Genomic DNA, 24,602 nt, shown 5'->3' with positions numbered 1-24,602 from the left:
ATCAAAAAGATTGGACAAACTAGGCATCAAATTATTGGAATGACTGAGCTATTCGACTTTATTAAATCAATTCACAGCATCAGTGAGGACGATTACCAGCTACTAACCAAAGACCTCAAAACCAGGCAGTTTAAAAAAGGGGAGCATATCACGCAACCAGGTCAGATTGAGAGGCAGATATTTTTCGTTAGGAGTGGTGTTCAAATGTATCACTTTGAGGCTTTTGGGAAACTCAATATTCTGGGGTTTGCCTACCCACCAAACTTTTGTGCCATTCCGGAATCTTTCCTTTTACAGAAGCCGGCCAGGTATTACCTCACCTGCTTAACAGATAGCGAGTTAGATTATTTGTCTTTCGAAAAACTACAGCACCTATTTGATAAATCTCAGCAGATTGAGAGACTGTTCAGAAAACTGTCCGAAGCAGTCACAGTTGGGCTGATCAATCGGCAAATCGAATTGCGATCCACAACCATTGAGGAAAGATTTAAATCCTTTTGCCAAAGGAGCCCGCATTTATTACAGCTTGTCCCTCACAAATACATTGCTGCTTACCTGGCCATAGACCCCACTAACTTTAGTAAACTGTTTAATTCGGTGAAATTTTAGTGTTGGTCTAGACCAAGATTCCTTTCCATGTGATTTCTGAATTTTGTGGCGTTCAACATCACTTTAAAAGGAATTTCGCTATGACAATTCAACACCTACTGTACATTCCCACAATCTTCTTGCTTGGGCTAGTGTTTGGCACCATGATCAATGAAAGGGCACAAGGCAAGATGTCAAATGCAATAATTGACTTAAATGGGCCTTTTCGCTACCAGACTTCCGGGAAAAGGTTACTTCAAACTTTTTCAATATTTCTGATTGTATTTGTCATCACACACATGTTTCCAATTCCGTTTGGGTCGAAAGTGGTAAGCCAACTGCTTGGGGGGCATGAAATATTTGACAAGCGACCTGTTTTCTCGAGCACCGAAGTATACGAACGCATAAACCTATTCAGCCAGGCTGGAGTCATGGCCTACAAGCGCTTCACCTACACTATTGATGTGCTGTTTCCGGCTTCATTTTTTGCCTTTCTTTGGACTTTCGCATCGTTCGTTTCGGAGCGTCGAAAAATTTCTAAGCATATAAGAAACGTTTTAATTGGATTGCCTTTTTTTTGGTTTGCCTCCGACCTAATTGAAAATGCCGTCATATTCAAAATTTTAGATTGCCTCCCAAATCAAAGTGAATTCCTCAGCAATTATTTAGGGTTGATCACGACACTGAAATTTGGTTTGCTTGCGTTTTCCATATTTACCCCCTTACTATTGACCTTATTTGCCAGGAAAAATGCTGGCTGAGTTTGATGTTAGCGAGATCAGGAGGAAGTCCCCAAGAAAAGCAACCAACCCCACCAAACACCCCCAAGCCAGCCAGTCGCCCATCTTCGAGTAGACAGTTGCTATTCCTTTCGTTGCCAGATGACTCACCATCACATGTTCACCGGCTGAGCTAAAGTCATTAGACCCCACTACTTTTCCATAGTAATCCGAGGCAATGGATGTGGCATTGCTAACGGGCCGCAGCAGTGAAAAACCATTTTCTATAGCTCTGACTTTGGCCATCCAGGCGTGATACGGAGCAATCTCTTTCCAGTCGCCCGAAGGGAGCAGTACTATGTCAGCACCTTGCTGTCCTGCCTGTCTCATCAGGTAGGGAAAGTCGGCGTCGTAGCAAATGGAGATTGCAATACGCCCAAATTCGGTGTTGATCACAGGAATCTTTCCATCTCCTTGGATGCTGGGCTCTACCAATGGAACGGGCTTATTTTTGAAAAAGGTGTTGAGCACTTGCCCATCCGGGCCTATGAACAAGGCCTTGTTCTCCAGGTACTTTGAACCCATCGTGACTTCGCCGGGGATAACGGACGCCATGGTTAGCAGGAGATAGAACTGGTTTTCCATTGCCACTTTCCTGGCCTTGGCAATCAGCTTGTCCTCCGTGGCTTTGGTGGTGAACAGGAGCCCTTCGGAAAAAGAGACAATCTTAGCGCCTGCCACTGCTTCCTTTTTAGCGACAGAGAGCATGCTGTCCTGAAAAGCTTCCATTTGAAGATGAGAAGCTGCAAATATTGGATCCGTTGGGTTTTCAATGAACTTCACAAGTCCCTTGTTTAGCTCCTGAAGTGCTGGTGAGGTTTGGGTAAGCTTTGACAGATCAACATCCAGCCTGCTTCCAAACACTGCCTCATAAGTTGACTGAAGCAATTCGAGGTTTTGCCCTGTGATACCAGCCACTCTCACTGTAGTTGCTTCTTCCTGCCACAGCGAATTGATTCTTATGCTTCCGCCAATTAGGATAACTACAAATACTGATGAGCATACAATGGCCGGGTTTTTTATTGAGGAAAAACTAAAACCATTGGAATACCCTGCCGCCAAAAGTGCTGATGCCCAGGTAACTAGAAACGTTATGCCCCACAGGCCTGTGACAGCCGTTAGCTGCATTAAAGCGTCATTGTTCACCTGGGTATAACCCATCGAGCCCCATGTGCCAGCCCCATCAAAACCATTGAGGTAGTCGTAGGCCACGTAGAGGCAGGGAAACAGCAGGGTGGCATACCATCCTGTAGCTTTTTTCGAAAGCAGGCGGAAAAGAAAAAAGGGAATCATGTGCTTCATAGCTCCGATCAGTGCGACCACCACAAATACGAGAGTAGGGAACGGTATCACCTGATAACCGCCGATCAACGACGAAACATAAAGCACAGACAACCCGGCGAGCAAGCTTTTCCACGGCTTGTGCTCTTTCATTAGCAAAATAAGGAAGGCCGGAGCCACCCAGGCTGCAGGAGCAAACATCCATTTTACTGATAACAGTGAGAAGCTGATCGTTGCCAACAGCCAAAGTGTAGTAGTTTTTGTGTTTGTGAAGGTCTTCATAATGTCTCTTTTTTTTGAAGCAAAGGAGACATATTCTATTCAGCCCTCCGACCGCCTGCCGGAAGTCGAACGCTTTTTTCGGAAGAAAACAGTAAAAATTTCTTCCTCGTGTCGGCTACTCAAAGCGACTGTTGCCGTGTGGTAAATTCGAAACTTTTTTGTTTAGTTTGAAGCTGCCAGTTTCTGTAGCACTTCTTTCCTAAAGGCTGAAGGCGTCGTCCCTGTCTTTTCTTTGAAGATGGTGTTGAAAGACGACTTGGAATTGAAACCGACCTCGTAGAGAACTTCCAGCACAGTAAGCTTTGAGTCGGGCGAAGTGGAAAGGATGGTCACCGCTTCATTAATCCTGTATGAATTGATGAAGTCGTAGTAGTTCTGACCGAGTAGTTCATTGAGTACCTGAGAAAGTTTCTTGGGAGCCACTTCGAGTTTTGCACACAGCTGCTCAAGACTTATTTCTGGATCCAGGTACGGCTTTTCATTTTCAATCAGCTGAATCAGTTTATCCTTCAGCGCTTGCTTTTCTTCATTGCTTAGAGTTGAGCTTGTGTATTTGGCAGTGTCCTTTTGTTCAAGCCCTGCAAATATTTCAGGTTGTTGTAAGCCTTTGAAAACGACAGCATTCACGAAAAGAAAAAAGAGCCCCACCACTATGGCGAAGGTGGGTTGAAACCAGGCATCGAGGCCGGCATAAGGAGCCATCACATTCACGAGGGAAAACAACAGGATGCCTGTCATGGTCAGTATCAGGAAGCGCAGCCAGGAAAGACTTATTTTTTCGGTGGACGAAAAAAGGTCTTTGATTCGCTGCTGATAGAACCTGATTTCTTTCAGCGCCAGAAAAAAATAGCTCAAAACATGGCCATAAACCAAAGCGATGGAAAAATAGAAGCCGGTCGGCAACTGCCGGTCGGCGATAGATTTTTGTATGAAGAGTTGCTCTTCCTGGCTGTAGGAATGATAAAAGACCTGAAAGGTAATCGTGAGAATTACAAAAGGAAGGAGATGAAGCAGGTGGGAAGTTTTCAGTTGAAATCCTTCATAAACTACTGACCGGGTGTAAAACAACAGCAGTGGCCCAAGCAAAAAGGCGAATCCATCTTCCAGGTGTGCAACGGCGGGGTATTGCTGGTAAAAGCCAGTCAGTCCGATAAGCCCATCTGAAAAATTGATCCCCAAAAATAGGAAGAATAGGGCGAGCAGTCGATTGCTTAGCTTTTTACCTTTTTTAAGGGCAAAGAGAAAAAAGGCAAGCAGCAATACCTGCAGGATGATAATGGGCAGAAGAGTATTTAATACTATGTCCACCGTTTTTCCTTTTACTGAAACACAATATCCTTCAACACCTTCTCCCCAAACTCCTTCTTGAAGATATCAAGTACCTTGGCTTTGTTTAAATTCATCTCGCTTTTGAGTGGGGCGGACGTAAGACGCACGAACAATACATTGTCCTTTACAAAAAGCTTGGAGGTGCGGCTGGCAATAGGCTTGCCCATGAGTCGTTCCCAGGAAGCAAGCAGCCTGGTGTGATCAAATTTCTCCTCAATATGGTAATTCTGAAGCATTTCCCTGATTACATCCTTCAGCTCCAGCGACTCGTTTTTTCTATCGTCTTTCTTTTTGTACATACTTTCCACTCTAAAAGTCTATCTCCTCCACTTTTCCTTCCTCCACTTTAAATAGCTTCTTGTCTTTCTTCAAGCCCTTAAAAAGCGTCATTGTCCTTTCCGGCCTCGCATCTGTTACAAACAACTGACCGAAGTCATCCTCTCCCACAAGTTCCATCAATTTTTTGATGCGATCGTCATCCAACTTGTCAAATATATCGTCGAGCAGCAAAATGGGGGCAAAGCTTTTCACCTGACTGGTAATGTCAAATTGAGCTAATTTCAGAGCAATCACAAAGGACTTTTGCTGGCCTTGTGAGCCAAACTTCTTCACGGGTTCGTCCTCCAGCAAAAACTCAAAGTCGTCCCGGTGGATGCCAAAAGTGGTTCTTTGCAAGGCCATGTCCTTATCGATCGCCTTTTTGAAGTTTTCCTTCCATGAGGTTTCGGAAAGCTCAGAAACGTACACCACCTTGGTTTGCTCGGCTCCCCCTGAAAGCCACTGGTAGCGGGGGCTGAACAAAGCTTCAAACTTTTCTGTGAAGTCTCGTCTGCTATCGAAAATCAATTGTCCCGACTTCATCAAATGCTCATCGTACACTGCAAGCAACGTTTTGTCCAGCCGCCTGGTGTCCCCATATTGCTTCAGCAGACTATTCCGCTGCTTTAGGTAGTGGTGATACACCATCAGGTTTTCCAGGTAGCTGGCATCCAGCTGAGAAATGATGCTGTCGAAGAATTTGCGCCGACCGTCGCTGCCTTCCCTTATCAGGTCGGTGTCGTTGGGGGCGATCAACACCACAGGGAAGCGACCTATGTGGTCAGCCAGTTTCTCATACTCTTTTTGATTCACTTTGATGAGCTTTTTTTGCCCCGGTTGAAAAGCCACCTGCACCTGTTCTCCCTTCCCGCTCCCTTTTTTAGCAGCCTTCCATTCGCCTTTTATAAAAAAAAGCGGATCACCTTTCCTTATGTTTTGACTGTCCACACTATTCAACGACCCTTTTGTCATCGACAAATAGTGGATCGCATCCAGCAAATTGGTCTTTCCTGAGCCATTTTTGCCCACAAAACAATTTATACCCTTTGAGCAGTTAATAGCAAGTGACTGGTAATTTCGGAACGACTCAAGGTGCAGGTTACTCAGATACATTTACTTTTGTTGAATGAAGGCAATTTACTTATTTTGCGGGGGTTAAATCTGCCAGGCGCATTCCAGGGCAGCGTAACACATCCCAAAAGTAATATTACAATTCGTAGACACAGAAATATTTCCAATAATGGCTAGTGTAAAAGATAAGGCGAAGGCAAAAGCAACAGCGAAGGATAACTTTTCGAATGAAACCTACATGTTCTGGTATGAAACCATGCAGCTGATGAGGAAGTTTGAAGAGAAGGCAGGGCAGCTATATGGTCAGCAAAAGATACGTGGCTTCTGTCACCTTTATATCGGCCAGGAGGCTTGCGTAGCCGGCGCTATTTCTGCCTTGGAAACAGGCGACAAGTACATCACGGCATACCGTGACCACGCCCACCCAATTGGACTGGGATCCGATCCTAAAACCATCATGGCCGAGCTTTATGGCAAAGAAACCGGCATTTCAAAAGGCAAGGGAGGTTCCATGCACATGTTCGATAAAGAGAAGGGTTTCTTCGGCGGGCATGGTATCGTTGGAGCGCAGGTGCCACTTGGCCTGGGAATTGGATTTGCCGAAAAATATCTGAAGACAGGTAAGTTGTGCGTCACTTACATGGGAGACGGTGCTGTTAGGCAGGGTGCTTTCCACGAGGCGCTTAACCTGGCGATGACTTACAAGATTCCTGTGATTTTTGCTATCGAAAACAACGGCTATGCCATGGGTACATCTGTACAGCGTACGTCCAACGTAACCGAGCTATATAAACTGGGTTCTGCCTACGACATGCCCTCATTCCCAGTTGATGCCATGTCGGTTGTTGATGTGCACCATGCGTTTGCTGATGCGGCCGAGCGTGCCAGAAAGGGCGACGGACCCACCCTGTTGGAACTTCGCACTTACCGTTACAAAGGACACTCAATGTCTGACCCTGCCAAGTACCGCACCAAGGAAGAACTTGAGGAGTACAAAGCAAAAGACCCCATTGAGCAGGTTCGCCAATTGATACTCGATAAGAAAATTGCCAAAGAGGCTGATCTCGAAAAGATAGACGACAAAATTAAAGACCAGGTAGCTGAGGCTGTCCAGTTCTCCGAGGACTCAGGCTGGCCTGATCCATCTGAATCGCTAAAAGACGTGTATGCCCAGCAGGACTACCCTTACCTGATGGAGTAGTACTGATCATTGGTCATAGAAGCAAAAAGAGCTGCCCATCAGGCAGCTCTTTCTTTTATATAATGAATGAAACTTTACACTTTCAAACGGATATTGACTTTTTCCAGTAAGCTGGTGATGTAAATAACCAGCAGCGAAAACAGCAATGTTTTGACAAGCCCAACAAGCCCAACTGTAGCGAAATCGGGGAGCCAGGCTGCAATCGTGACCATAAAGATAGGGTAGAACCAATAGGGCACCAGGTAACAGGTGAGCGTGCTTCTTCCTGCCGGTGCCAGAAAGCCAGCCCAACTCGTCTTCTTCCACACGTCGGCAATCAGATAAACCAGTGCAAACGAAATGGTGCTTATGCCAGCGCAGATGGCTGTCCAGGAAGGCGTAGCCCTGATTTTAGATATTCCCCATTCAGGGCGGGTAATGAAGCCAAAAGCCAGAGAAATAACAGCAAAGGCCAAACAAGCGGTAAGAAAGAGGCTCAGTTTGTTCTTTTGACCAAAATAAGTGAGCATAAGGCTTACCCACACGCCACTGAGCACACTGGCGTGGTTAGAGGCACTCACAACGAGAAGCCCTTTTGGCACCGCTCCCAGCAGGCCGTTCATTTGGTGAATATTGAATAGATAGAAGGCCACGAGTATTGCTGAGATGATAACTATTCTGTCACCTGCAAAAACATAGATAACCGAGCAGAAGAGATAGGCCCAGCCAATGAGTCCAAGAATGCCCCACCAATGTGTTTTCATCCAGACGGGGTTGTCTGTCGGCCCTCCTTTATAAATGGCACACAGCGCTATAAGAACGCCAATGCCCAACACCTGCATCACCCACTCAGGCACTTTGCCGAAGGCCTTTTTGTCTTTATAGTTGTTCCAAATGAGAATAAACCCAATGGCCATCAGGATTTGCCAGGCTTGCTTGGGGATAGGAATCAATTCTTTGTTGATGCTCTCCAGATTCACCATCATTACCCCCATCACAATCAGCGCCAGGCTTCTTTTAGCAATGTGGATAATCACCTCAGTGTTGTTTTCTCCCTTTGCCCTGCGTGCCTTAATGGCCATGGGCACTGAAAGGCCTACTATGAATAAAAATGCTGGAAATACCACGTCTGCCAGGCCGAGACCGTCTTCGTTACCCGCTTTGTGACCCATCCATTCCGGCACTTCACTGAGCGACCATAGGTCATTCACAAAAATCATGAGGAGCATGGTAAGCGCTCTGAAAATATCTATAGAGGCGATACGATTGTTCATGATCATCAGCGTTATTGTACCTGGCTATTGATCGCCGAAAACATAGCGTTAAAACAATTGGCCTGACCATCTTCAGAGGTGCCTTTTTCTTTTAGCTCATAGTACTTGTCGAGGAAGCCGTCTGCACCACTCCATACGGTGTGCATCATACCAAGGTATCTTTCCTTCAGTACTTTACTGCCATTTTCTCTCAGGGCTATTGTTTGTGCTACTTGTTTTTTGGCGGGCTCAGGCTTATTCCATGGGCAGGTGATTACTGAGAGACCTTTCATGGCGAGGTAGGCCGCAGTAGGGTCGGCCCGTTCATAGTGCCAGTCGCAAATGACTACATCTTTGGGAATCATGTCCACCGCCCTGTGCGTGTTGTTCATGCTCGCCTCCCACATGCCCAGTCCGGTGTTACTTCCGTCTAGCAAACGATCACCCCAAATCCACAGCTTTCTCCCTTTCTGTGCGAGGTGGTTCCTTATGGTAGTGACTTCTCCGGCAAAAAGCGCTGCCTTGTCCTTCCCTTTGCAGCGTGGGCACTTGTCGTCCCCGATGTAAAACACTTCATCCATGCCTGCGTGGAAAGTTTTGGCCTCAAACACCTCCATTATTTCGTCTACCAGACCGAAAACTACCTTGTGCACATCAGGATGTAGTGGGCAGTAGCTTTTGCAATAGAGCCCGTCCGGGTTAGGCCACTCATACTTTTCCGGCATGGTCACATGTGGCGTTTCGTCAAACTGAGGATACTCTTTTAGCAAGGCATAGGTGGTGCTGGCCCACGATTGATGCCCAAGCAGATTAATTTGCGGGATCAATTCAATATTGCTCCGTTTCGCAGCCGCCACCAGCTTTTTGACCTCCTCCTTTGTGAGGCCATCTTTGTCGGCAAGTTTTGGGTAAGACTTGTACTGATACTTCCAGTCAACTCTCAACACCAGGGAGTTTACATTGTTGGCCGTCAGTTCATTCTCCATGAATTTAATAAAGCGGTCAAGGCCTTTGGAGCTGGGTGCAACTATCGCCAGCCCCCGCACCGGCATGATAGAATCCAGCGGCTGAGCCTTGGCAATGCTCCCCAGGCTGAGTATAAAAAGGAAAGCGATTTTTTTCATAGTGGTGTTCTTTAGCAGATAATGTGTCATCATACAATTTAAAAATATTATGGTGTTTGCGCACACAATTCACTGGAAAGGTGATGAGTGGTAATAGCTGCGATAAATAGGGGGGTTAAAATAATGTGGTTGTTTAATGGCTGATAGTCTTTATTTTATCGAAAAAAATATATCTTTGCGACCTCAAAAGATTAGGATAAATGGCGAAGACTAAAAAGGCGTCAGCTAGAAAGGGTAAAGAGCACGGAAACGATTTGTTGGAAAGCCCTGAAGCGTTAGCCGAACAACTCACCCGTACAGAAGAATTTATTGAAAAGAACAGGCAGCTGGTATTTGCCATTGGCGCTGTCATTATTTTGGGCGTCACCGGGTTCATATTTTATAATTACTATCAGTCGAACCAAAATACTGCTGCTCAGAAGGAGCTTTTTCAGGCAGTTTATTATTTCGAGGCTGACAGCCTTGGACAGGCCTTAAATGGTGATGGAAACAACTATGGTTTTCTTGATATCATTGACCTGTATGGCAGCACGAAAGCCGGCAACCTGGCTAACTTTTATGCCGGAGCCACCTACTTGAAAATGGGCGATTTCGAATCGGCTATTCGTTATCTGAAGTCGTTTGGAGCTTCTGACAATTTGGTGCAGGCCAGAGCTTATTCGCTCATTGGAGATGCTTACATGGAGCAGCTTGACTACAAGAACGCAGCAGACTACTATCAGCAAGCATCAGACTACAAGCCGAACAAGCAGTTTACGCCTGTGTATTTAACCAAAGCGGCCATTGCTTACGAAAGGCAAGGAGATTTAAGTGCAGCACTGAAGTGTTACACAACCATAGTAGATAAGTTTTACGGAGCAGCTGAATACCAGGACGCCAAGAAACAAAAGGCCAGACTGGAAGCCCTCGCTTCAAAATAGTTGATGAAAACATCGGCAGAAGGAGGGATAAAGATAACTTTATCCCTTTTTTGTTTCTAAAAACCAAAAAATGGCGTCTTCAGAAAAGAACTTGAGCAGTTTCTCCGGCAGTAACGTTGGGGACGTAAGCAAAAAGAAATTTGGTATAGTGGTCTCTGAGTGGAATGAAGAAGTGACAGAAGCGCTTTTTCAGGGTGCTTACGGGGTTTTGGTAAAGCACGGAGTAAACAGAGACAATATTATCAGGAAGAACGTACCCGGCAGTTTTGAGCTCAGCCTGGCCTCTCAGTGGCTGGCTCAGCAGGCAGACATTGATGCTGTTATTAGCCTGGGTTGCGTGATACAAGGCGAAACAAAGCATTTTGACTTCATTTGCCAGGCCGTGGCCAACGGCATTACAGAAGTGGGCTTGAAGTACAATAAGCCCGTAATTTTTGGAGTTTTAACCACCAATAATAAGAAGCAAGCATTGGAAAGAGCTGGCGGAAAGCACGGAAACAAAGGAGACGAGGCAGCCATCACGGCCATAAAAATGCTTGGATTTTAAACCTATCTAGTAACAATGATTGTAGTAAAATTCGGAGGTACATCAGTTGGGAAGCCTGAGCGGATGCATTCTGTGAAGGACATAGTGATGAGTGTGCCAGGCCAGAAGCTGGTCGTTCTTAGTGCCGTGTCAGGCACCACTAATGAGCTCATTGCGATTTCTGATGAGTTCTCCAATGGCAATATAGAGGGAGCACTTGACAGAACCAGGAAGCTTTATGCGCAGTATGTTGACTTTGTGCAACAGCTTTATGCAACTGAGGAAGGCAAGCAAAAAGGAACTGACGTAATCGACAGATACTTCCAGCAGATTGAGACACTTGTGAAGCAGCCCTTTTATGGTAAAGCTAACAAGCTTCTGGTCGCTCAGGGAGAGATTATTTCCACCAGTCTTTTTTATGAGTACCTCAATGAGATTAGGGTTCCGGCAGTGTTTCTTTCAGCACTCGACTTCATGTACCTCAAAGACAATGGAGAGCCCGACCTTGAGTTGATTTCCGAAAAGCTGAGGAAAATTTTGGCAGGCATTGATGATAAAAGTGTAATAGTTACGCAAGGATACATCTGCAGGAATTCTTCTGGCGGTGTCGATAACCTGAAGAGAGGAGGAAGTGACTATACCGCTACTCTCATTGGAGCTGCCATCAAAGCAGAGGAGGTTCAAATCTGGACGGATATCGACGGAATGCACAACAATGACCCGAGGATTGTGGAAAACACAATGCCTATTGCAGAGTTGTCGTTCGAGGAGGCCGGTGAGCTGGCATACTTTGGAGCAAAAATTCTGCACCCTACCTGCATTCTTCCGGCGCAGCAAAAGAATGTACCGGTTCGTTTGAAAAACACTTTAAATCCAGCTGCCCGGGGAACCTTGATTACATCTAACAAAAACCCAGACGCCATCAAGGCCATTGCTGTCAAGGATGGTATCACCGCCATCAAAATCAAGTCAACCAGGATGATTCTGGCCTACGGCTTCCTTAGAAAGATTTTCGAGGTATTCGAAAAGTACCAAACCTCTATCGACATGATCACGACGTCGGAAGTGGCTGTGTCTCTCACCATAGACGAGCCCACTTACCTCAACGAGATCATCGAAGAGCTGAAGCCCTACGGCACCATAGAGGTCGACAAGAACCAGTCGATTGTGTGTATTGTGGGCGACTTCGTTGCCGACAAGAAGGGTGTGGGGAAAGATATCTTCGCTTCGCTGGAGGATATACCTGTCAGAATGATTTCGTACGGTGGAAGCAAAAACAATATTTCTTTACTCATCGACACCATCTACAAAACAGAGGCGCTGAAGGTTTTGAACAAGGGATTATTTAATTTATAATCCCTCATCTTTTCTCAGACAGGGTGGCTATAGAAGAATATCAGCCAAACGATGAAGAATAGAGGCAGGAGGATCGGAATCGAGAACCGTAGTATGTAGCCAAAGAACGATGGCATTTTGATGCCTATTTGCTCGGCTATCGACTTCACCATAAAGTTGGGACCGTTACCTATGTAGGTCATGGCGCCGAAGAATACTGCGGCAATTGAAATTGCTTTAAGCGCAAGAACAGAGTCAGCGTAGGTGCCACCCGCCGCAAATGCCACCACATCTTTGACCTGACCAATATCTCCCCCTTTCGCAGCCATAGCTGCAGTCAGAAAGTTAAGATAGGTAGGGGCGTTGTCCAGAAAGCCAGAGAGTGCGCCAGTACCCCAGTAGAGTGAATTGTGGGTGATAAGTGGAGCACCAGCCTCAGATTGAGCAAAGTTGCTTACCAGCTCAAGAGCGGGCATCATGGTGCCGAAGATTCCGATAAAGATAAAGGCGACCTCTCTTATCGGCTCAAAGTTGAAGTCGTTGCCCTCCAGTGCTTTTTTCTCTGCAAACTTGAATGAAAGGAAGGCGGCGGAAAGCATAATGATCTCCCTAATGAAAGAAAATTTTTGCCCCTCGTAGTGGATGGCCGGAACCCATTCTAACACATTCGGATCAAGGAAAACAGAGAGAATAATCACCAAAAGCCAGCCGAAGTTTCTTGCACCGACCACCGTTACCTTATTGGTGAAATCCTGAGGATCCTCGCCGAAGCTATAGTCCGCTTTGTTGTTTCTGTCGATGAAGTAAAAAATCCCCGCCAGGAAGACAAGCGCAAAGACCCATGAAACGCTGTTATTCAATAGTGTCCAAAAGAAGGGGACGCCTTTCAAAAATCCCAAAAACAGTGGAGGATCACCAATAGGGGTGAGAGAACCACCGATATTACTTACCATGAAAATAAAGAAGATAATATGGTATGCTTTGATCCTGTTCTTATTGAGCCTTATAAACGGCCTGATCAGCAGCATGGAAGCTCCCGTCGTACCAATGATATTGGCTATTACAGCGCCAACAAGTAGAATGACGATATTGGTAAGTGGCTTCGCTTCTTTGTCCACATTGATCATAATACCTCCGCTGGCCACAAAAAGGCCAGTCAGCAGGGCTATGAATTGAATGTACTCCGCCAAAGCGTGCACTGGATTGTGCACGTTGTGCAACACAAACAAATAATACAGCACAACAAGTATGGCCAGTGATACAGCTACAATTGGATAGTTTTTGTGCCAAAAGTGCTCGTAGAACAACGGCCCCGTGGCAATCATTAATAGTAGCAGCACGAAAGGAATCACCAGCCAACCTGGTGCACTCGGGTGCTCTCCTTCCTCAGCATGCCCATCCTCGGCTGTGCCGGGGGTTTCCTCAGCACTGTCGCTCAAGTCAATATTGGCTGCTACCTCATTGTTTTCCTGCAATGCTTTTGCCTTTCCTTCATTGGCAAAAACGCTCGTTAGAAGAGCGACACTAAGGCACAGAAATATTGCAATTTTTTTCATCAAAGGCCGATCAAAGTAGAGTGTTAGGTTCTGGAGGAGGGGCGGTACTGCTTTGCCAATTAGCTCCTCTTATTTTTACACTTGGTTAATTCCTGCTTAAATAAGTTGTTTTAGTGCGATTTCAAAAGAAGTTTTAGGTATTTGTTAACTGTGATTATTTAGCTGGTATGATTTCGAAAGAGAGCGCCCCGGTAAGCTTCGAAACACGGCATATGAACACTGCGCCCATCGCCACATTTTTATCCCCGTCGAGCATAAGATAGGTAAAAACTATCTACTATTCTAAATTGAAATGGCTAGTCGGGTGCCTGATGATTCCCAAAACCACTTTTAACATCGTAAGTGGCTGATAGAGCGAACAAGATGCGGTGTACCGGCTTTAGCTATTATATCGCCACTTTAAAATTTCCGTGTAAGCTTCCTGCCGACACATCTTGTCTGCTGCCGGTCACTTGGGAGGAAACGTTGGGTTGTCCCAGAAACCTTTGCAACCCAAGGAAGGCAAACACCAATGCTTCCTTAAACTCAACTGTTTTTCTGTCAGGTGCCTCGTAAGTAAACTTTCCTTTGCCATAAATATTGAGAGATTCCATCAGGAACCCGTTTAGCGCTCCGCCACCTGTCACCATTACTTTTTCCGTAGAAGATCCAAGGCCATCCATGCCCTTATTCACCTGAAAGGCAATGTGATGAATGAAAGTGCAGAGGGCATCTTTCACTGGTGTGCTGCTGTTGTCCAGTAAAGGCGCTACTTCTTTCTCGAACCATTCGTAGCCCAAAGATTTTGGGCCTTTTTGCTGAAAATAATCAAGCCTGTTAAGCGATTGAAAAAGGGAATCACTCATAGACCCGGTTTTGGCCACTTCACCATTTTTGTCGAAGCTCATCCCAAGCTTCCTCGCCAGGTGGTTGAGCCCCATGTTGCAGGCACACGTATCAAAGCCTTTCATAGCGTTTTGACTGTGCAAGGCGACATTGGCTATGCCACCAAGATTAAGAAAAGCATGGTAGTCAGGAAAAAGATAGTGTTCGCCATAAGGAACTAGAGGCGCACCTTGTCCACCATTCAAGACGTCTTGAAGTCGGAAGTTGGCAACAACCGGCAGCTGAGAAAAATGACTGATGGCCTCTGGATTCCCTATTTGAAGCGTGAGGAGTTTCTCGGGCTGATGGAACACAGTGTGACCATGAGAACCTATAAATAGTGGCTGAAGCCCATGCTTCCGGCAAAAGGCCTCGACACTCGTGCCGAAGAATTTTCCGAGCTCAACATCCAGTAAGGACAACTCAAGACCCGACAGCGTCACCGAATCTTTGATCTTGTGTTGCATTTCGTCATCATAAGCTATCGATTCAGCAGCTTCGATAACATAACTCCACTTGCCTTGAGCCAGCCGAAACCGGCATGCTGCCACGTCGAGCCCATCCAGAGAAGTCCCCGACATAAGCCCGATCACAAGAAACTCTTTTTCCATAATTGCATCTATATAGGTAATATCGCCGACTAATTGTTTACGCTACTATGAACGCCGCCATTGATATAGGTAATACAAGGTGCAAGATAGGTTTTTTTGAAAATGACTCGCTCATAAAGCTGAAGACTGATATTGCTATCGACGCCATCGTGGCCACCCTGAAAAGTGAGGAGGTGTCTGACATAATCATAAGTTCTGTTGGCAAAGACGTAAGCAATCTGGAGAAAGAGTTACTTGAGAGATATAAAGTGCTCATATTGACCCACCTGGTATCGTTACCAATTGTGCTTGACTATGTCAGTAAAGACACACTTGGAACCGACAGAATTGCGGCTGCTGCAGGAGCTTTCCATCTTTATAGTGGAAAGAACTGTCTGGTAATAGACGTGGGTTCCTGCATTACATATGACATCATAACCAGCGATGGTTACTATAAAGGTGGAGCTATTTCGCCCGGAGTAGAGATGAAACTAAAATCAATGCATACCTTTACGGCCCGATTACCGTTGCTGGAGCATCCCGAATGGGTTGACCTGCCGGGAAAGGATACAAAAACATCAATGATCAATGGGGTATTGCACGGGACACTGGCAGAAATTGAAGGCATGATAGAGAGGTTCTCTGGTTTGCTGCCTGACTTGCAGGTGATTATGTGTGGTGGTGGGAGTAATTTTTTTGAATCTAATATAAAACACCACATCTTTGTACGCTCCGAATTGGTCCTCATCGGACTCAACAGTATTTTAAGGCACAATGAGAGGAATTAGATTGGTTATTACGGGCTGGGTAGCATTGTTTTGCTGTGCCACTTCCTATGCGCAAGTTACACTTTCACCATTTACACTTTACGGCGTAGGTGACATCAAAGAGGGGAGCTTTGCGAATCAATTTGCCATGGGCGACCTTGGCATTGGTACCCCAACAGTATTTCATATCAATGGGATGAACCCGGCTATGCTTACCCGGAACCTGATGTCTACTTTCCAAATGGGTGTAGTTGCGGATATCCGGACGCTGTCCAGTTCAAACGGCAGCGATAGAAATGGGGGTGCCAACCTTAGCTATTTTGCCTATGCTTTTCCGATCGTGTCCGGCAAATGGTCTTCCAGCTTCGGGCTGGTGCCGTTGAGCAGGATGAACTACAACATTGGCTACACCACCAATGTGAACAATTCCACTACTCAGGTGGAGTATCTGTTCAAAGGAAGCGGAGGCCTTTCAAAGGCTTATTTCTCCAATGGATTCAAAATATACAAAGGCCTTTCGCTGGGCGTTCGAGGCTCGTTTGTTTTTGGCGAGTTTAACAAATCTGCAGAAACGCTTTTGCTTGGTGTTCCTAGTGGTACCAATTACACTACCGCCTATAGAGAGAAAATTAACTACGCAGATTTCGAATTTGGAGGAGGTCTTCACTACCAACAAAAAGTGACTGAAAGAACTGCCATCAACTTAGGTGTTGTATATGATCTTCCTTCATCTATCTCGGGTACTCGATTTGCCGGGCTCGAAAGAAGAAGTGGATCAGGCGGTTCCACACCTGGTGATACATTGATTTTGGATCAATCAGTTGCATTTAATTTGCCAAAAAAACTGGGATTTGGCGTTTCGTTCGAAAATCTTAATAAATTTACAGTTGGCTTTGATGCCAGGATTTCCGAATGGAATGAGAATCCGTCTCCTGAAATAGTTAGCACCACTTATCAAAAAGGGCTAAAATTGGTTTTAGGAGGAGAATATACACCCGATATTAGCAGCGTGGATAGCTATCTGGCACGCACAACATTCCGGCTTGGGGCCGCTTGGGAGAGGTTGCCTTACTTGGCCAACGGGAATGACGTTACTGACTTTGGCATAAACTTTGGGTCATCTTTCCCAATGGGTGTGTCAAGTTTTGATGTAGCAGCCAAAATCGGAAGAAGAGGTAGTGTGACGGATAACTTGATAAAAGAGAATTACATTCAGATATATATTGGAGCAACCATCAATGACAGAGGTTGGTTCGTTAGACGTAAATATGACTAAAACTAAGTAATCATGAAAAAGACGTGGATTTTCAGTTTGCTGTTTTTCCTTGGTATCCAGCTGGTAGCGGTTGCTCAGCCAGGGTGGAATTGGCCTGAAGACAGAGCAACGGCAGAAGAGAAAAACGCTCTCTACACAGACTTCTTAAAGCAAGATAATTTCAAAGCGGCATTGCCTCACCTTGATTGGTTGTTGGCTAATGCGCCTGACTTAAATGAGTCGCTGTATATTAACGGAGCAAAGATTTACGAAGGATTAGCCGACAATGAGCCTGATGCCGCTAAAACAGTTCAATATCAGGAGCAAGCGCTGTCAATGTATGATAAGCGCATCCAGTACTTTGGTAACGAAGGGGACGTGCTTAACAGAAAAGGTTACACAGCTTATAAGTACTACAAAGACAATAAGGCCAAATACCCGGATCTTATCAAAATGTTTGAAAAGGTGTATGAACTTAATGGAGTGAACACCCTGGACAACAACTTGCTGGCTTTCATGGACGTGGTTAGACGCTTTAAGCTAACCGGCGGTGCTATTACCGACGTGCAGGTGCTTGACTACTATGACGAGATCATGGCCATCATAGATTTGAAGAAGGCTACAGGCAAGAACCTGGATAGGATCGAAAAGATTTCTGAAAATATTGACAAGCTGCTTACAGCCACCGTAACCGTTGACTGCGAATTTGTAGAGAACAACCTCGGGCCTAAGCTGAAGGCAGATCCTACAGATCTTAAGTTGGCTAAGAAAATTTTGCAACTTCAGTTGACTGGCAAGTGTACCGACAGTCCTCTTTTCATGACATCAAGTAAGATTGTCAACGAAAAGGAGCCAACATATTCACTGACCAAGGTAATTGCTCAGAAGCTTGCTGCTGAAGGAAAGAACGAAGAAGCGTTTAAATACTACAATCAAGCAGTGGAATTGGCTGACGACAACCAGAAGAAGGCTGAAATCTACTATGACATGGCTAGAATTAATGCCTCTGATGGCCAGAAAGTGTCAGCTCGTGCCAATGCCCGGAAAGCGCTTAGCATGGATCCATCTTTTTCCGATGCTTATACACTGATTGGCAACCTCTACTTGACTAGCTATGAAGATTGCCGCGGTGGAGAAAGCAAAGTGAAAGACAGGGCTGTTTACATTGCGGCTTACGAAATGTACAAGAAAGCTGGCAATAGCCAGGGCATGGAAAAAGCGAAAGAGCAATTCCCTTCCATCGGAGAGATATTTGAAGAAGGCATGAAAGAGGGAGATGTCCTGAGTGTTGGCTGCTGGGTACAGGAATCTGTTACCTTGCAAAGAAGGCCAGCGTAAGAGAAACAACCATATTGAGACGGTCGTTGTAACGCAGCGACCGTTTTTTATTTATATGAGAGTCTGCTTAGGTTATCTTATTTCATTTGCTCTTCTTATATTTTCTTGCGAAAAAAAGGAAGACATGTCCGACATGCCGCTTTACGAAGGGCCAGTCATGGAGATCAAAGACGTGGTCACCTTATTTAGCGACTCCGCTAAAGTGAGAATCAGGCTGGAAGCACCAACGCAATTCGAGTTCGAGAATGGCGACAGAGAATTTCCTGACGGTGTTTACATCGAGTTTTTCGAAAAAGATGGCACTAAGTCATCCACTCTGAGGGCCGACAGAGGGGAGAAAAATGCTAAGGAAAATCTTTACAAGGCAGAGGGAAATGTGGTTGTTATCAGCCTTTTGGATGGAGATGAGCTAAACACAGAAGAGTTGTACTGGACCCCGATAAAAGAAGAGATTTTCACTGATAAATTTGTTACTATTAGGTCTGAAGGCGAAATCCATACTGGAGAGGGAATGACGGCCCGGCAGGATTTTTCAAGTTATTCCATCACCAAGCCAACAGGAACATTGACCATAGATGATCCACAATGAAGAAAGGTCGGGGTATAATATTGCTGACTCTCAGCGTTGGTTTTTTAATTATCGGCGTTCATCAAACGATGACCGTCGGCGTGGTGCATTCATACTGGATCCTAATGATCAGTGTTTGTCTGCTACTTTTGTATAAATTTGTGAAATGATAAACCGAAATAAACAGTTCAGGAGTAAGTCGGGTAACAAAATTTGTTCTTCTTCTTTGCAAGGCAATAGAGGCTTCCAAAGCTAATGGATCCAAACCAAGTCATAATTATTCTCATTTGCCTGGCTTTTTCAGCCTTCTTTTCAGGTGTCGAAATTGCGTTTGTCTCTGCCAATCGACTTCACATCGAACTTCTGCGTAAGCAGGGAGCCATTTCAGGACAAATTTTAACCAGGTTTGTAAAAAACCCATCCCAGTTCATAAGCACAACGCTTGTAGGGAACACCATTTCGCTGGTATTGTATGGGTACTACATGGCAGGGCTGCTCGAGCCCTGGCTGGCGACAAGCCTTCCTGACTCTTTGAGAAACGATGTGACAGTGGGGCTAATTCAAACCCTGCTTTCAACTTTTATAGTGATCATCACTGCGGAATATACGCCCAAGAGTATTTTTATGATCAATCCGGATTGGCTGCTCACACTGTTTGCAGTGCCAATTTTGATGATCTACTACGTGCTTTACCCCTTTGTATTCATCATCGTTCTTTCATCCAAGTTTGTCATAACAAAAATACTTAGGTTCGAGTATTCTGAGGACAAGCCCATTTTTGGACTGATTGACCTCAATAATTACCTGAAGAACTTGTCGACCAGCGAGAACCAGAATGACAACAGGGAGGTTGATGCGAAAATTTTCAATAATGCCCTTGAGTTCAAAACGGTTAAAGTGAGAGACTGCATGGTTCCACGCCCGGAGATTGTGGCAGTTGACATTGAGGATGGGATAGAAGAGTTGAAAAATGCTTTTATCGAGAGTGGACATTCAAAAATCGTGATTTATAAGAACACGATTGACGAAGTGATAGGGTACTGTCATTCGCTTGAGGTGTTCAAAAAGCCGAAGGACATCAAGTCGATTCTAACACCAATTATTATCGTCACAGAAACTTCGCTCGTTAATGAGCTGATGATTCAGTTCCTGACAGAAAGAAAGAGCCTTGCATTGGTGGTAGACGAGTATGGGGGCACGTCAGGTATCGTGAGCATGGAGGACATCATTGAGGAAATTTTTGGCGAGATCAACGACGAGCATGATGACGATGAGGACCTGGTAGAAGAAAAAATCGACCAGCGAAATTACATTTTAAGTGCGAGACTTGAGATCGATTACCTCAACGACAGATACGATTTGAACTTGCCGGTGGGAGATTACGAAACGCTCGGCGGTCTGATACTTTCTGTGAACGAAAACATTCCTGAAGTAAACGACATAATAGAGGTTGCTCCTTTCGTGATCACCGTTTATTCAAAAACTGATAACAGGATTGACAGAGTGAAGCTAACGGTTCAAAATGAGGAAGATAGGGGCTAGTAAAACCTCGAACCTCCATTTTGATTTTAGCTTCGAATGATATTATTTTGCGGCTCGCTAAAAACGACGATATGGGTTTCATTAATAAAATAAGAGAGAGAACTGGGTTGGCAGTAGGTATTATTGCTGTTGGGTTGGGACTATTCGTAGTAGGGGGAGATTTGCTTGGTCCAAACTCGACCTTGTTGGGCGGCAATACGAACGAAATAGGAGAAATTAATGGCACCACTATTAAGCTTGATGAATTTCAGAGCAAGGTAGATGAACTTTCGTTCAACTTTCAAATGAGTCAGGGCCGAAGCCCAAGTGGTGACGATATGTACTCTATCAGACAGCAAGCGTGGGATTTGCTGGTCAACAAGTATGCCTATGAAGAAGAGTTCGCCGGTTTGGGAATAACTGTTTCTGACGAGGAAGTAGTTGATATGGTTCAAGGGAATAATATAAGCCCCGAAATCGTTCAGGCGTTTACAAACCCCGAAACTGGCCAGTTTGACAAAGATCAGATCATCACGTATTTGCAGAACCTTAGTGCCATGCCCGCACAGCAGCAGGCAGCATGGTACAACTTTGAGGGTACGCTGGCTCCGGCAAGGCTGATGCTGAAGTTTGACAACTTGTTTCTTCAAACTAACTATGTTACACAGGAAGAGGCTAAAAGAGAATATGTTCAAGCCAATAAGATCGCCGAGGTAAAGTATCTTTACGTCCCTTATTACACTGTTAGCGACTCTTCTGTTACTGTAACTGACGCCGAGCTACAGGCATACTTAAAAAGCCACGCTGATCAATACCAAAGAGAACTCTCACGATCTCTTGAGTACATTTCTTTTCCTATCATTGCTTCCGCTGACGACACAGCTGCCGTGATCGAAGAGATTAATGAGATCAAAGGCTTATTGGCACAATCGAAAAACGATTCGCTTTTTGCCAGAGCCAACTCTGATGCACCGACACCTTTTAGAACATACACACCTGATCAGCTACCGGCGTCTTTGAACGACACGATCAAAACAATGCAGGAAGGCGACATCATTGGACCAATTTTAGCCAATGACAGGTACACTGTTTACAAGCTTTCCAAGAAAGCAGAAGGCAACACCGGCTATGCCCGTGCCAGCCACATCCTCTTCAAAGGTGAAGACGAAACCGAGGCATCCAAAAGCGCAGCCAAGGCCGAGGCCCGAAGGATTCTGGCTGAGATAAAAAGGGGAGCAAGTTTTGCCGAAATGGCTCGTATTCACGGAACAGACGGCACAGCTACCAGAGGTGGTGATTTGGGTTGGTTTGGTGAAGGTCGCATGGTGGAGCCCTTTGAGAAGGCAGTATTTGATGCAACAAAAACCGGTCTTCTGAACGACGTGGTTGAGACAGACTTTGGGTATCATATTATAGAGGTAACTGCTGTTAAAACAAACACTACCTTTAAAGTAGCTACCATAGAAAAGGAGATTATTGCCAGTGACGATACCCGTAACATGGCGTATCGTGATGCAGATATGTTTGCACTGAGCAGCGAAAACCTGGAGCAGTTCCGGGCCAATGCAGCAGAAAAGGGCCTTGAAATAGAAGAAGCGAAGGGAGTAGCACCAAACGCTCGGCGGTTCGGCGGACTTTCTGATGCCAGAACAATCATCATCTGGTTGTTCAACGACGGCAGCGTGGGCAAAGTATCGGAGGTTTATGAGCTGGATAGCGAATATGTAGTGGCAGCCATGACTGGCGAGCAGCCTAAAGGACTTGTGGAGCTGAGTGCAGTGAGAGACGACGTTACTAAAAAGGTAAAGGACGAAAAGAAGGCGGCTGTCATTGCTGATCAACTGAAAACTAAGACGGGCACACTGGATGAAATCAGCGAACAAATGGGGGCTGACGCCACAGTCTATACAATGAGTGATTTGAAGCTAAGCGCCAACGCACTTACAGGTGTAGGCAACGCACCTGAGGCTGTTGGAAAAGCATTTGCCTTGGCAGCGGGTGAAAGGTCAGGCGTGGTGAAGGCAGACAATGGAGTAGTGATCGTTGAAACCGTTTCTATCACCGAGGCTCCTGAAGTGGCAGATTTCAGCACGTTCAGAGATCAATTGAGTCAGCGTCGTCAGTCGAGAATATCATTTAGCTTGTCTCAGGCTATTCGGGAGTTTGCCGAAATAGAAGATGAGCGTTATAAGTTTTTCTGATAATATTTAGAAGCTAAAGAAAGGAGTTGCCGATATTTTTTGGTAACTCCTTTTTTCTTTTTACAACACGCAAGAATGGACCCGCAAATCGTTTCTTTCAAGGAAAAGCTGGAACAAGAGCACACATTTCCAGGAGCTTATATTTTCAAATTTATTGTTCCAAGTGAAAAAGTTGCTGATGTCGAAAGCCTCCTGCCTGTTGGAAAACTAAGTTTGAGGAGCTCCAGCAACAACCGGTACACCAGTTTGACTTTGGAAAAGATCGTCGAGTCGAGCGAGGAAGTAGTCGAAGTGTATGTTACAGTGAAGGCGGTGGAAGGAGTTATATCTTTATAATATGATTGGCTTTCAACAGTTCCTGGTTATTATGGGTATGGGCGTTGTGCTGATGTCGTGTGGCGGGGAAACTGCTAACAATGACGAGTCAAGCCAAAAAAAGGAAGTGGTTGGAACTGAGAGTGCGCCTGTTGCTGGGGAAGACTTGTTTTCTGACGAGTTTGAGGACCCGGATCGGGATAGCTGGCAAAAGCCTGGCGAGGTCATAAAAAAGTTTGGTGACGCACATGGGAAGAAAATCGCCGACATTGGTGCAGGAGCAGGCTATTTCACTCTACGGCTGGCTGCCGCAGGGGCCAATGTGATAGCGATAGATATTGACGACAACTTTTTGCAACACATTGAGGAGGAAGCTACTAAGCTTCCAACGCACGTTGGCAGTATAGAGACGAGAAAAACAGTGCCGGAAACACCTGGCATTGCGATAAACGAAGCTGATGGAGTACTCATTGTCAATACCGCCTCTTTTTTGCCAGAGCGAAAGAAGTACTTTAGTGAAATAATGGGCGGGCTAAAAGAGGGAGGCCAACTGGTGATTGTTGACTTTAAGCCCGAGCGATCTCCGGTAACACCACCTGATAATCTTTGGATTTCGAGCCAGAAACTCGTGAACGAATTGAAGACAGTTGGGTTTACTATAAAAGAGGTAGATGCGAAGACGCTACCCTACCAATACATCATTACCGCCACTAAAAGATAAGATGTTATGTGGAAAGAAGAGAACAACAAACTTGTACGAGAAATTACCTTCAAGAATTTTGTTGAAGCATTCGGGTTTATGACAAAGGTAGCCATTGAAGCAGAGAAAATGGATCACCACCCTAATTGGAGCAACGTTTACAATAAGGTGACCATAGAGTTGACCACCCACAGTGCGGGCAATACTGTGACTGAGAAGGACAGGAAGCTTGCGAGCGTGATAGATGCGCTCTTGAAATAGATGGCGGCAGCGAAGCTATATCTGGTTCCAACGCCGATTGGCAACCTGGAGGATATTACCCTCAGGGCTTTGAGGGTATTGAAGGAGGTGGATATGATACTAGCTGAAGATACCCGCACATCCGGGGTTTTGCTCAAACACTTTGAGATCAGCAAACCGGTTAAAAGCTTTCATATTTTCAATGAGCATAAAGTAGTAAGTGACCTTGTGGCAAGGTTGAAAGCAGGTGAGAGCATGGCGTTGATTTCTGACGCAGGTACTCCTGGCATTTCCGACCCGGGATACCTGATAGTGAGGGAGGCGATAAGTGCGGGTATTGTGATTGATTGCTTACCAGGCCCAACGGCGCTCATTCCTGCTGTTGTCAAAAGTGGGTTTCCTTGCGATAGATTTGTATTTGAAGGTTTTCTTCCCCACAAAAAGGGTAAACAGTCCAAAATAGAAGCCATTAAGGAAGAAGAAAGGGCAGTTATTTACTATGAATCACCACACAGGTTGGTAAAAACTCTTGAAATGTTTGTTACCTTACTTGGCGGCGAGCGGATGGTTTCGGTAAGCAGGGAGCTCTCCAAGCTCTACGAAGAAACCATTACCGGAAGCGCAACGGAGGTTTTGGCTCATTTTCAGGCTAAGCCACCCAAAGGGGAAATTGTGATCGTCGTATCAGGAAAGTAATAACA

Annotated in this window: 24 protein-coding genes; 16 read left to right on the top strand and 8 right to left on the bottom strand. The window is 45.4% G+C overall.

The genetic code is table 11. The features are described 5' to 3' along the window. The first annotated feature begins 39 nt into the window (after positions 1 to 39). Positions 40 to 609: a Crp/Fnr family transcriptional regulator gene (locus ACMVP2_RS09290; RefSeq protein ID WP_416867505.1), complete on the top strand. Its 570-nt coding sequence runs from the start codon at positions 40 to 42 to the stop codon at positions 607 to 609. Positions 610 to 689: 80 nt separating this feature from the next. Next, on the top strand, positions 690 to 1,349 hold the full coding sequence (locus ACMVP2_RS09285; protein WP_416867504.1) for a hypothetical protein: 660 nt from the start codon (positions 690 to 692) through the stop codon (positions 1,347 to 1,349). Here ACMVP2_RS09285 and ACMVP2_RS09280 read toward each other — a convergent pair. The 4 genes from ACMVP2_RS09280 to recF all read right to left on the bottom strand — a co-directional run bounded on the left by ACMVP2_RS09280 (position 1,323) and on the right by recF (position 5,690). After that, the gene (locus ACMVP2_RS09280; protein WP_416867503.1) at positions 1,323 to 2,930 is read right to left on the bottom strand and encodes a nitrilase-related carbon-nitrogen hydrolase; all 1,608 of its coding nucleotides are present in this window, start codon (positions 2,928 to 2,930) and stop codon (positions 1,323 to 1,325) included. The two genes, ACMVP2_RS09285 and ACMVP2_RS09280, sit on opposite strands and share 27 nt — an antisense overlap. 162 nt (positions 2,931 to 3,092) lie before the next feature. Next, a complete protein-coding gene (locus tag ACMVP2_RS09275) occupies positions 3,093 to 4,238 on the bottom strand; it encodes a helix-turn-helix domain-containing protein (protein WP_416867502.1) in 1,146 nt (381 codons plus the stop codon). Positions 4,239 to 4,249: 11 nt separating this feature from the next. Beyond that, complete coding sequence (locus tag ACMVP2_RS09270; protein WP_152001725.1) at positions 4,250 to 4,558, bottom strand: DUF721 domain-containing protein; 309 nt, start codon at positions 4,556 to 4,558, stop codon at positions 4,250 to 4,252. A 10-nt stretch (positions 4,559 to 4,568) separates the two neighbouring features. Further along, positions 4,569 to 5,690: a DNA replication/repair protein RecF gene (gene recF, locus ACMVP2_RS09265; protein WP_416867501.1), complete on the bottom strand. Its 1,122-nt coding sequence runs from the start codon at positions 5,688 to 5,690 to the stop codon at positions 4,569 to 4,571. A gap of 127 nt (positions 5,691 to 5,817) precedes the next feature. On the opposite strand from recF, the gene pdhA reads away from it, so the two are divergent. Beyond that, positions 5,818 to 6,849 carry a pyruvate dehydrogenase (acetyl-transferring) E1 component subunit alpha gene (gene pdhA, locus ACMVP2_RS09260; protein ID WP_317488638.1) on the top strand — a complete coding sequence of 344 codons (1,032 nt, stop codon included), beginning with the start codon at positions 5,818 to 5,820 and terminating at the stop codon, positions 6,847 to 6,849. Positions 6,850 to 6,923: 74 nt separating this feature from the next. On the opposite strand, the gene ACMVP2_RS09255 is transcribed toward pdhA, so the two are convergent. Next, entirely contained in the window at positions 6,924 to 8,102 is a 1,179-nt protein-coding gene (locus ACMVP2_RS09255) for a heparan-alpha-glucosaminide N-acetyltransferase domain-containing protein (RefSeq protein WP_416867500.1), read from the bottom strand. An 11-nt stretch (positions 8,103 to 8,113) separates the two neighbouring features. Continuing rightward, positions 8,114 to 9,205: a family 20 glycosylhydrolase gene (locus tag ACMVP2_RS09250; protein ID WP_416867499.1), complete on the bottom strand. Its 1,092-nt coding sequence runs from the start codon at positions 9,203 to 9,205 to the stop codon at positions 8,114 to 8,116. A 200-nt stretch (positions 9,206 to 9,405) separates the two neighbouring features. Between ACMVP2_RS09250 and ACMVP2_RS09245 the strand changes: the two genes are divergently transcribed. The 3 genes from ACMVP2_RS09245 (at position 9,406) to ACMVP2_RS09235 (ending at position 12,007) form a co-directional block, all read left to right on the top strand. Then, complete coding sequence (locus ACMVP2_RS09245; protein WP_416867498.1) at positions 9,406 to 10,125, top strand: tetratricopeptide repeat protein; 720 nt, start codon at positions 9,406 to 9,408, stop codon at positions 10,123 to 10,125. A gap of 70 nt (positions 10,126 to 10,195) precedes the next feature. Beyond that, positions 10,196 to 10,672: a 6,7-dimethyl-8-ribityllumazine synthase gene (gene ribH / locus ACMVP2_RS09240; protein WP_152001731.1), complete on the top strand. Its 477-nt coding sequence runs from the start codon at positions 10,196 to 10,198 to the stop codon at positions 10,670 to 10,672. 15 nt (positions 10,673 to 10,687) lie between these two features. Beyond that, on the top strand, positions 10,688 to 12,007 hold the full coding sequence (locus ACMVP2_RS09235; RefSeq protein WP_416867497.1) for an aspartate kinase: 1,320 nt from the start codon (positions 10,688 to 10,690) through the stop codon (positions 12,005 to 12,007). Positions 12,008 to 12,021: 14 nt separating this feature from the next. Here ACMVP2_RS09235 and ACMVP2_RS09230 read toward each other — a convergent pair whose 3' ends face one another. Continuing rightward, complete coding sequence (locus ACMVP2_RS09230) at positions 12,022 to 13,542, bottom strand: sodium:proton antiporter (protein WP_416867496.1); 1,521 nt, start codon at positions 13,540 to 13,542, stop codon at positions 12,022 to 12,024. A gap of 386 nt (positions 13,543 to 13,928) precedes the next feature. Continuing rightward, positions 13,929 to 15,017 carry an anhydro-N-acetylmuramic acid kinase gene (locus ACMVP2_RS09225; RefSeq protein WP_339793624.1) on the bottom strand — a complete coding sequence of 363 codons (1,089 nt, stop codon included), beginning with the start codon at positions 15,015 to 15,017 and terminating at the stop codon, positions 13,929 to 13,931. Positions 15,018 to 15,064: 47 nt separating this feature from the next. On the opposite strand from ACMVP2_RS09225, the gene ACMVP2_RS09220 reads away from it, so the two are divergent. The 10 genes from ACMVP2_RS09220 to rsmI all read left to right on the top strand — a co-directional run bounded on the left by ACMVP2_RS09220 (position 15,065) and on the right by rsmI (position 24,597). Continuing rightward, positions 15,065 to 15,784, top strand: coding sequence for a type III pantothenate kinase (locus ACMVP2_RS09220; protein WP_339793622.1), 720 nt, complete (start codon positions 15,065 to 15,067; stop codon positions 15,782 to 15,784). After that, a complete protein-coding gene (locus ACMVP2_RS09215; protein WP_416867495.1) occupies positions 15,771 to 17,039 on the top strand; it encodes a hypothetical protein in 1,269 nt (422 codons plus the stop codon). The genes ACMVP2_RS09220 and ACMVP2_RS09215 overlap by 14 nt, the downstream gene beginning before the upstream one ends. A 12-nt stretch (positions 17,040 to 17,051) precedes the next feature. Continuing rightward, positions 17,052 to 18,356: a tetratricopeptide repeat protein gene (locus tag ACMVP2_RS09210; protein ID WP_416867494.1), complete on the top strand. Its 1,305-nt coding sequence runs from the start codon at positions 17,052 to 17,054 to the stop codon at positions 18,354 to 18,356. A gap of 55 nt (positions 18,357 to 18,411) precedes the next feature. After that, entirely contained in the window at positions 18,412 to 18,945 is a 534-nt protein-coding gene (gene lptC / locus ACMVP2_RS09205) for an LPS export ABC transporter periplasmic protein LptC (protein ID WP_339793616.1), read from the top strand. Positions 18,946 to 19,179: 234 nt separating this feature from the next. After that, positions 19,180 to 20,466 carry a hemolysin family protein gene (locus ACMVP2_RS09200; RefSeq protein WP_339793614.1) on the top strand — a complete coding sequence of 429 codons (1,287 nt, stop codon included), beginning with the start codon at positions 19,180 to 19,182 and terminating at the stop codon, positions 20,464 to 20,466. A gap of 71 nt (positions 20,467 to 20,537) precedes the next feature. After that, entirely contained in the window at positions 20,538 to 22,646 is a 2,109-nt protein-coding gene (locus ACMVP2_RS09195) for a peptidylprolyl isomerase (protein WP_416867493.1), read from the top strand. A 75-nt stretch (positions 22,647 to 22,721) separates the two neighbouring features. Then, entirely contained in the window at positions 22,722 to 22,982 is a 261-nt protein-coding gene (locus tag ACMVP2_RS09190) for a DUF493 family protein (protein ID WP_416867492.1), read from the top strand. A gap of 1 nt (position 22,983) precedes the next feature. Beyond that, positions 22,984 to 23,682 carry a class I SAM-dependent methyltransferase gene (locus tag ACMVP2_RS09185; RefSeq protein ID WP_416867491.1) on the top strand — a complete coding sequence of 233 codons (699 nt, stop codon included), beginning with the start codon at positions 22,984 to 22,986 and terminating at the stop codon, positions 23,680 to 23,682. Between the two features lie 6 nt (positions 23,683 to 23,688). Then, a complete protein-coding gene (locus ACMVP2_RS09180; RefSeq protein ID WP_339793606.1) occupies positions 23,689 to 23,922 on the top strand; it encodes a 4a-hydroxytetrahydrobiopterin dehydratase in 234 nt (77 codons plus the stop codon). Next, positions 23,923 to 24,597, top strand: a complete 675-nt coding sequence (gene rsmI, locus ACMVP2_RS09175) for a 16S rRNA (cytidine(1402)-2'-O)-methyltransferase (protein WP_416867490.1) — start codon at positions 23,923 to 23,925, stop codon at positions 24,595 to 24,597. Positions 24,598 to 24,602 lie beyond the last annotated feature (5 nt).

The organism is Imperialibacter sp. (genome assembly GCF_048007035.1).
GTDB lineage: Bacteria > Bacteroidota > Bacteroidia > Cytophagales > Cyclobacteriaceae > Imperialibacter.
The sequence above is the reverse complement of the archived record's forward strand: the minus strand, read 5'-3'. Positions and strand labels throughout refer to the sequence as shown.

Excerpts from the sequence above, each read along its gene's own strand:
- ACMVP2_RS09290 (WP_416867505.1), top strand. The coding sequence starts at position 40 with ATGACTGAGCTATTCGACTTTATTAAATCAATTCACAGCATCAGTGAG.
- ACMVP2_RS09285 (WP_416867504.1), top strand. The coding sequence starts at position 690 with ATGACAATTCAACACCTACTGTACATTCCCACAATCTTCTTGCTTGGG.
- ACMVP2_RS09280 (WP_416867503.1), bottom strand. The coding sequence starts at position 2,930 with ATGAAGACCTTCACAAACACAAAAACTACTACACTTTGGCTGTTGGCA.
- ACMVP2_RS09270 (WP_152001725.1), bottom strand. The coding sequence starts at position 4,558 with ATGTACAAAAAGAAAGACGATAGAAAAAACGAGTCGCTGGAGCTGAAG.
- recF (WP_416867501.1), bottom strand. The coding sequence starts at position 5,690 with ATGTATCTGAGTAACCTGCACCTTGAGTCGTTCCGAAATTACCAGTCA.
- pdhA (WP_317488638.1), top strand. The coding sequence starts at position 5,818 with ATGGCTAGTGTAAAAGATAAGGCGAAGGCAAAAGCAACAGCGAAGGAT.
- ACMVP2_RS09255 (WP_416867500.1), bottom strand. The coding sequence starts at position 8,102 with ATGAACAATCGTATCGCCTCTATAGATATTTTCAGAGCGCTTACCATG.
- ACMVP2_RS09250 (WP_416867499.1), bottom strand. The coding sequence starts at position 9,205 with ATGAAAAAAATCGCTTTCCTTTTTATACTCAGCCTGGGGAGCATTGCC.
- ACMVP2_RS09245 (WP_416867498.1), top strand. The coding sequence starts at position 9,406 with ATGGCGAAGACTAAAAAGGCGTCAGCTAGAAAGGGTAAAGAGCACGGA.
- ribH (WP_152001731.1), top strand. The coding sequence starts at position 10,196 with ATGGCGTCTTCAGAAAAGAACTTGAGCAGTTTCTCCGGCAGTAACGTT.
- ACMVP2_RS09235 (WP_416867497.1), top strand. The coding sequence starts at position 10,688 with ATGATTGTAGTAAAATTCGGAGGTACATCAGTTGGGAAGCCTGAGCGG.
- ACMVP2_RS09230 (WP_416867496.1), bottom strand. The coding sequence starts at position 13,542 with ATGAAAAAAATTGCAATATTTCTGTGCCTTAGTGTCGCTCTTCTAACG.
- ACMVP2_RS09225 (WP_339793624.1), bottom strand. The coding sequence starts at position 15,017 with ATGGAAAAAGAGTTTCTTGTGATCGGGCTTATGTCGGGGACTTCTCTG.
- ACMVP2_RS09220 (WP_339793622.1), top strand. The coding sequence starts at position 15,065 with ATGAACGCCGCCATTGATATAGGTAATACAAGGTGCAAGATAGGTTTT.
- ACMVP2_RS09215 (WP_416867495.1), top strand. The coding sequence starts at position 15,771 with ATGAGAGGAATTAGATTGGTTATTACGGGCTGGGTAGCATTGTTTTGC.
- ACMVP2_RS09210 (WP_416867494.1), top strand. The coding sequence starts at position 17,052 with ATGAAAAAGACGTGGATTTTCAGTTTGCTGTTTTTCCTTGGTATCCAG.
- lptC (WP_339793616.1), top strand. The coding sequence starts at position 18,412 with ATGAGAGTCTGCTTAGGTTATCTTATTTCATTTGCTCTTCTTATATTT.
- ACMVP2_RS09200 (WP_339793614.1), top strand. The coding sequence starts at position 19,180 with ATGGATCCAAACCAAGTCATAATTATTCTCATTTGCCTGGCTTTTTCA.
- ACMVP2_RS09195 (WP_416867493.1), top strand. The coding sequence starts at position 20,538 with ATGGGTTTCATTAATAAAATAAGAGAGAGAACTGGGTTGGCAGTAGGT.
- ACMVP2_RS09190 (WP_416867492.1), top strand. The coding sequence starts at position 22,722 with ATGGACCCGCAAATCGTTTCTTTCAAGGAAAAGCTGGAACAAGAGCAC.
- ACMVP2_RS09185 (WP_416867491.1), top strand. The coding sequence starts at position 22,984 with ATGATTGGCTTTCAACAGTTCCTGGTTATTATGGGTATGGGCGTTGTG.
- ACMVP2_RS09180 (WP_339793606.1), top strand. The coding sequence starts at position 23,689 with ATGTGGAAAGAAGAGAACAACAAACTTGTACGAGAAATTACCTTCAAG.
- rsmI (WP_416867490.1), top strand. The coding sequence starts at position 23,923 with ATGGCGGCAGCGAAGCTATATCTGGTTCCAACGCCGATTGGCAACCTG.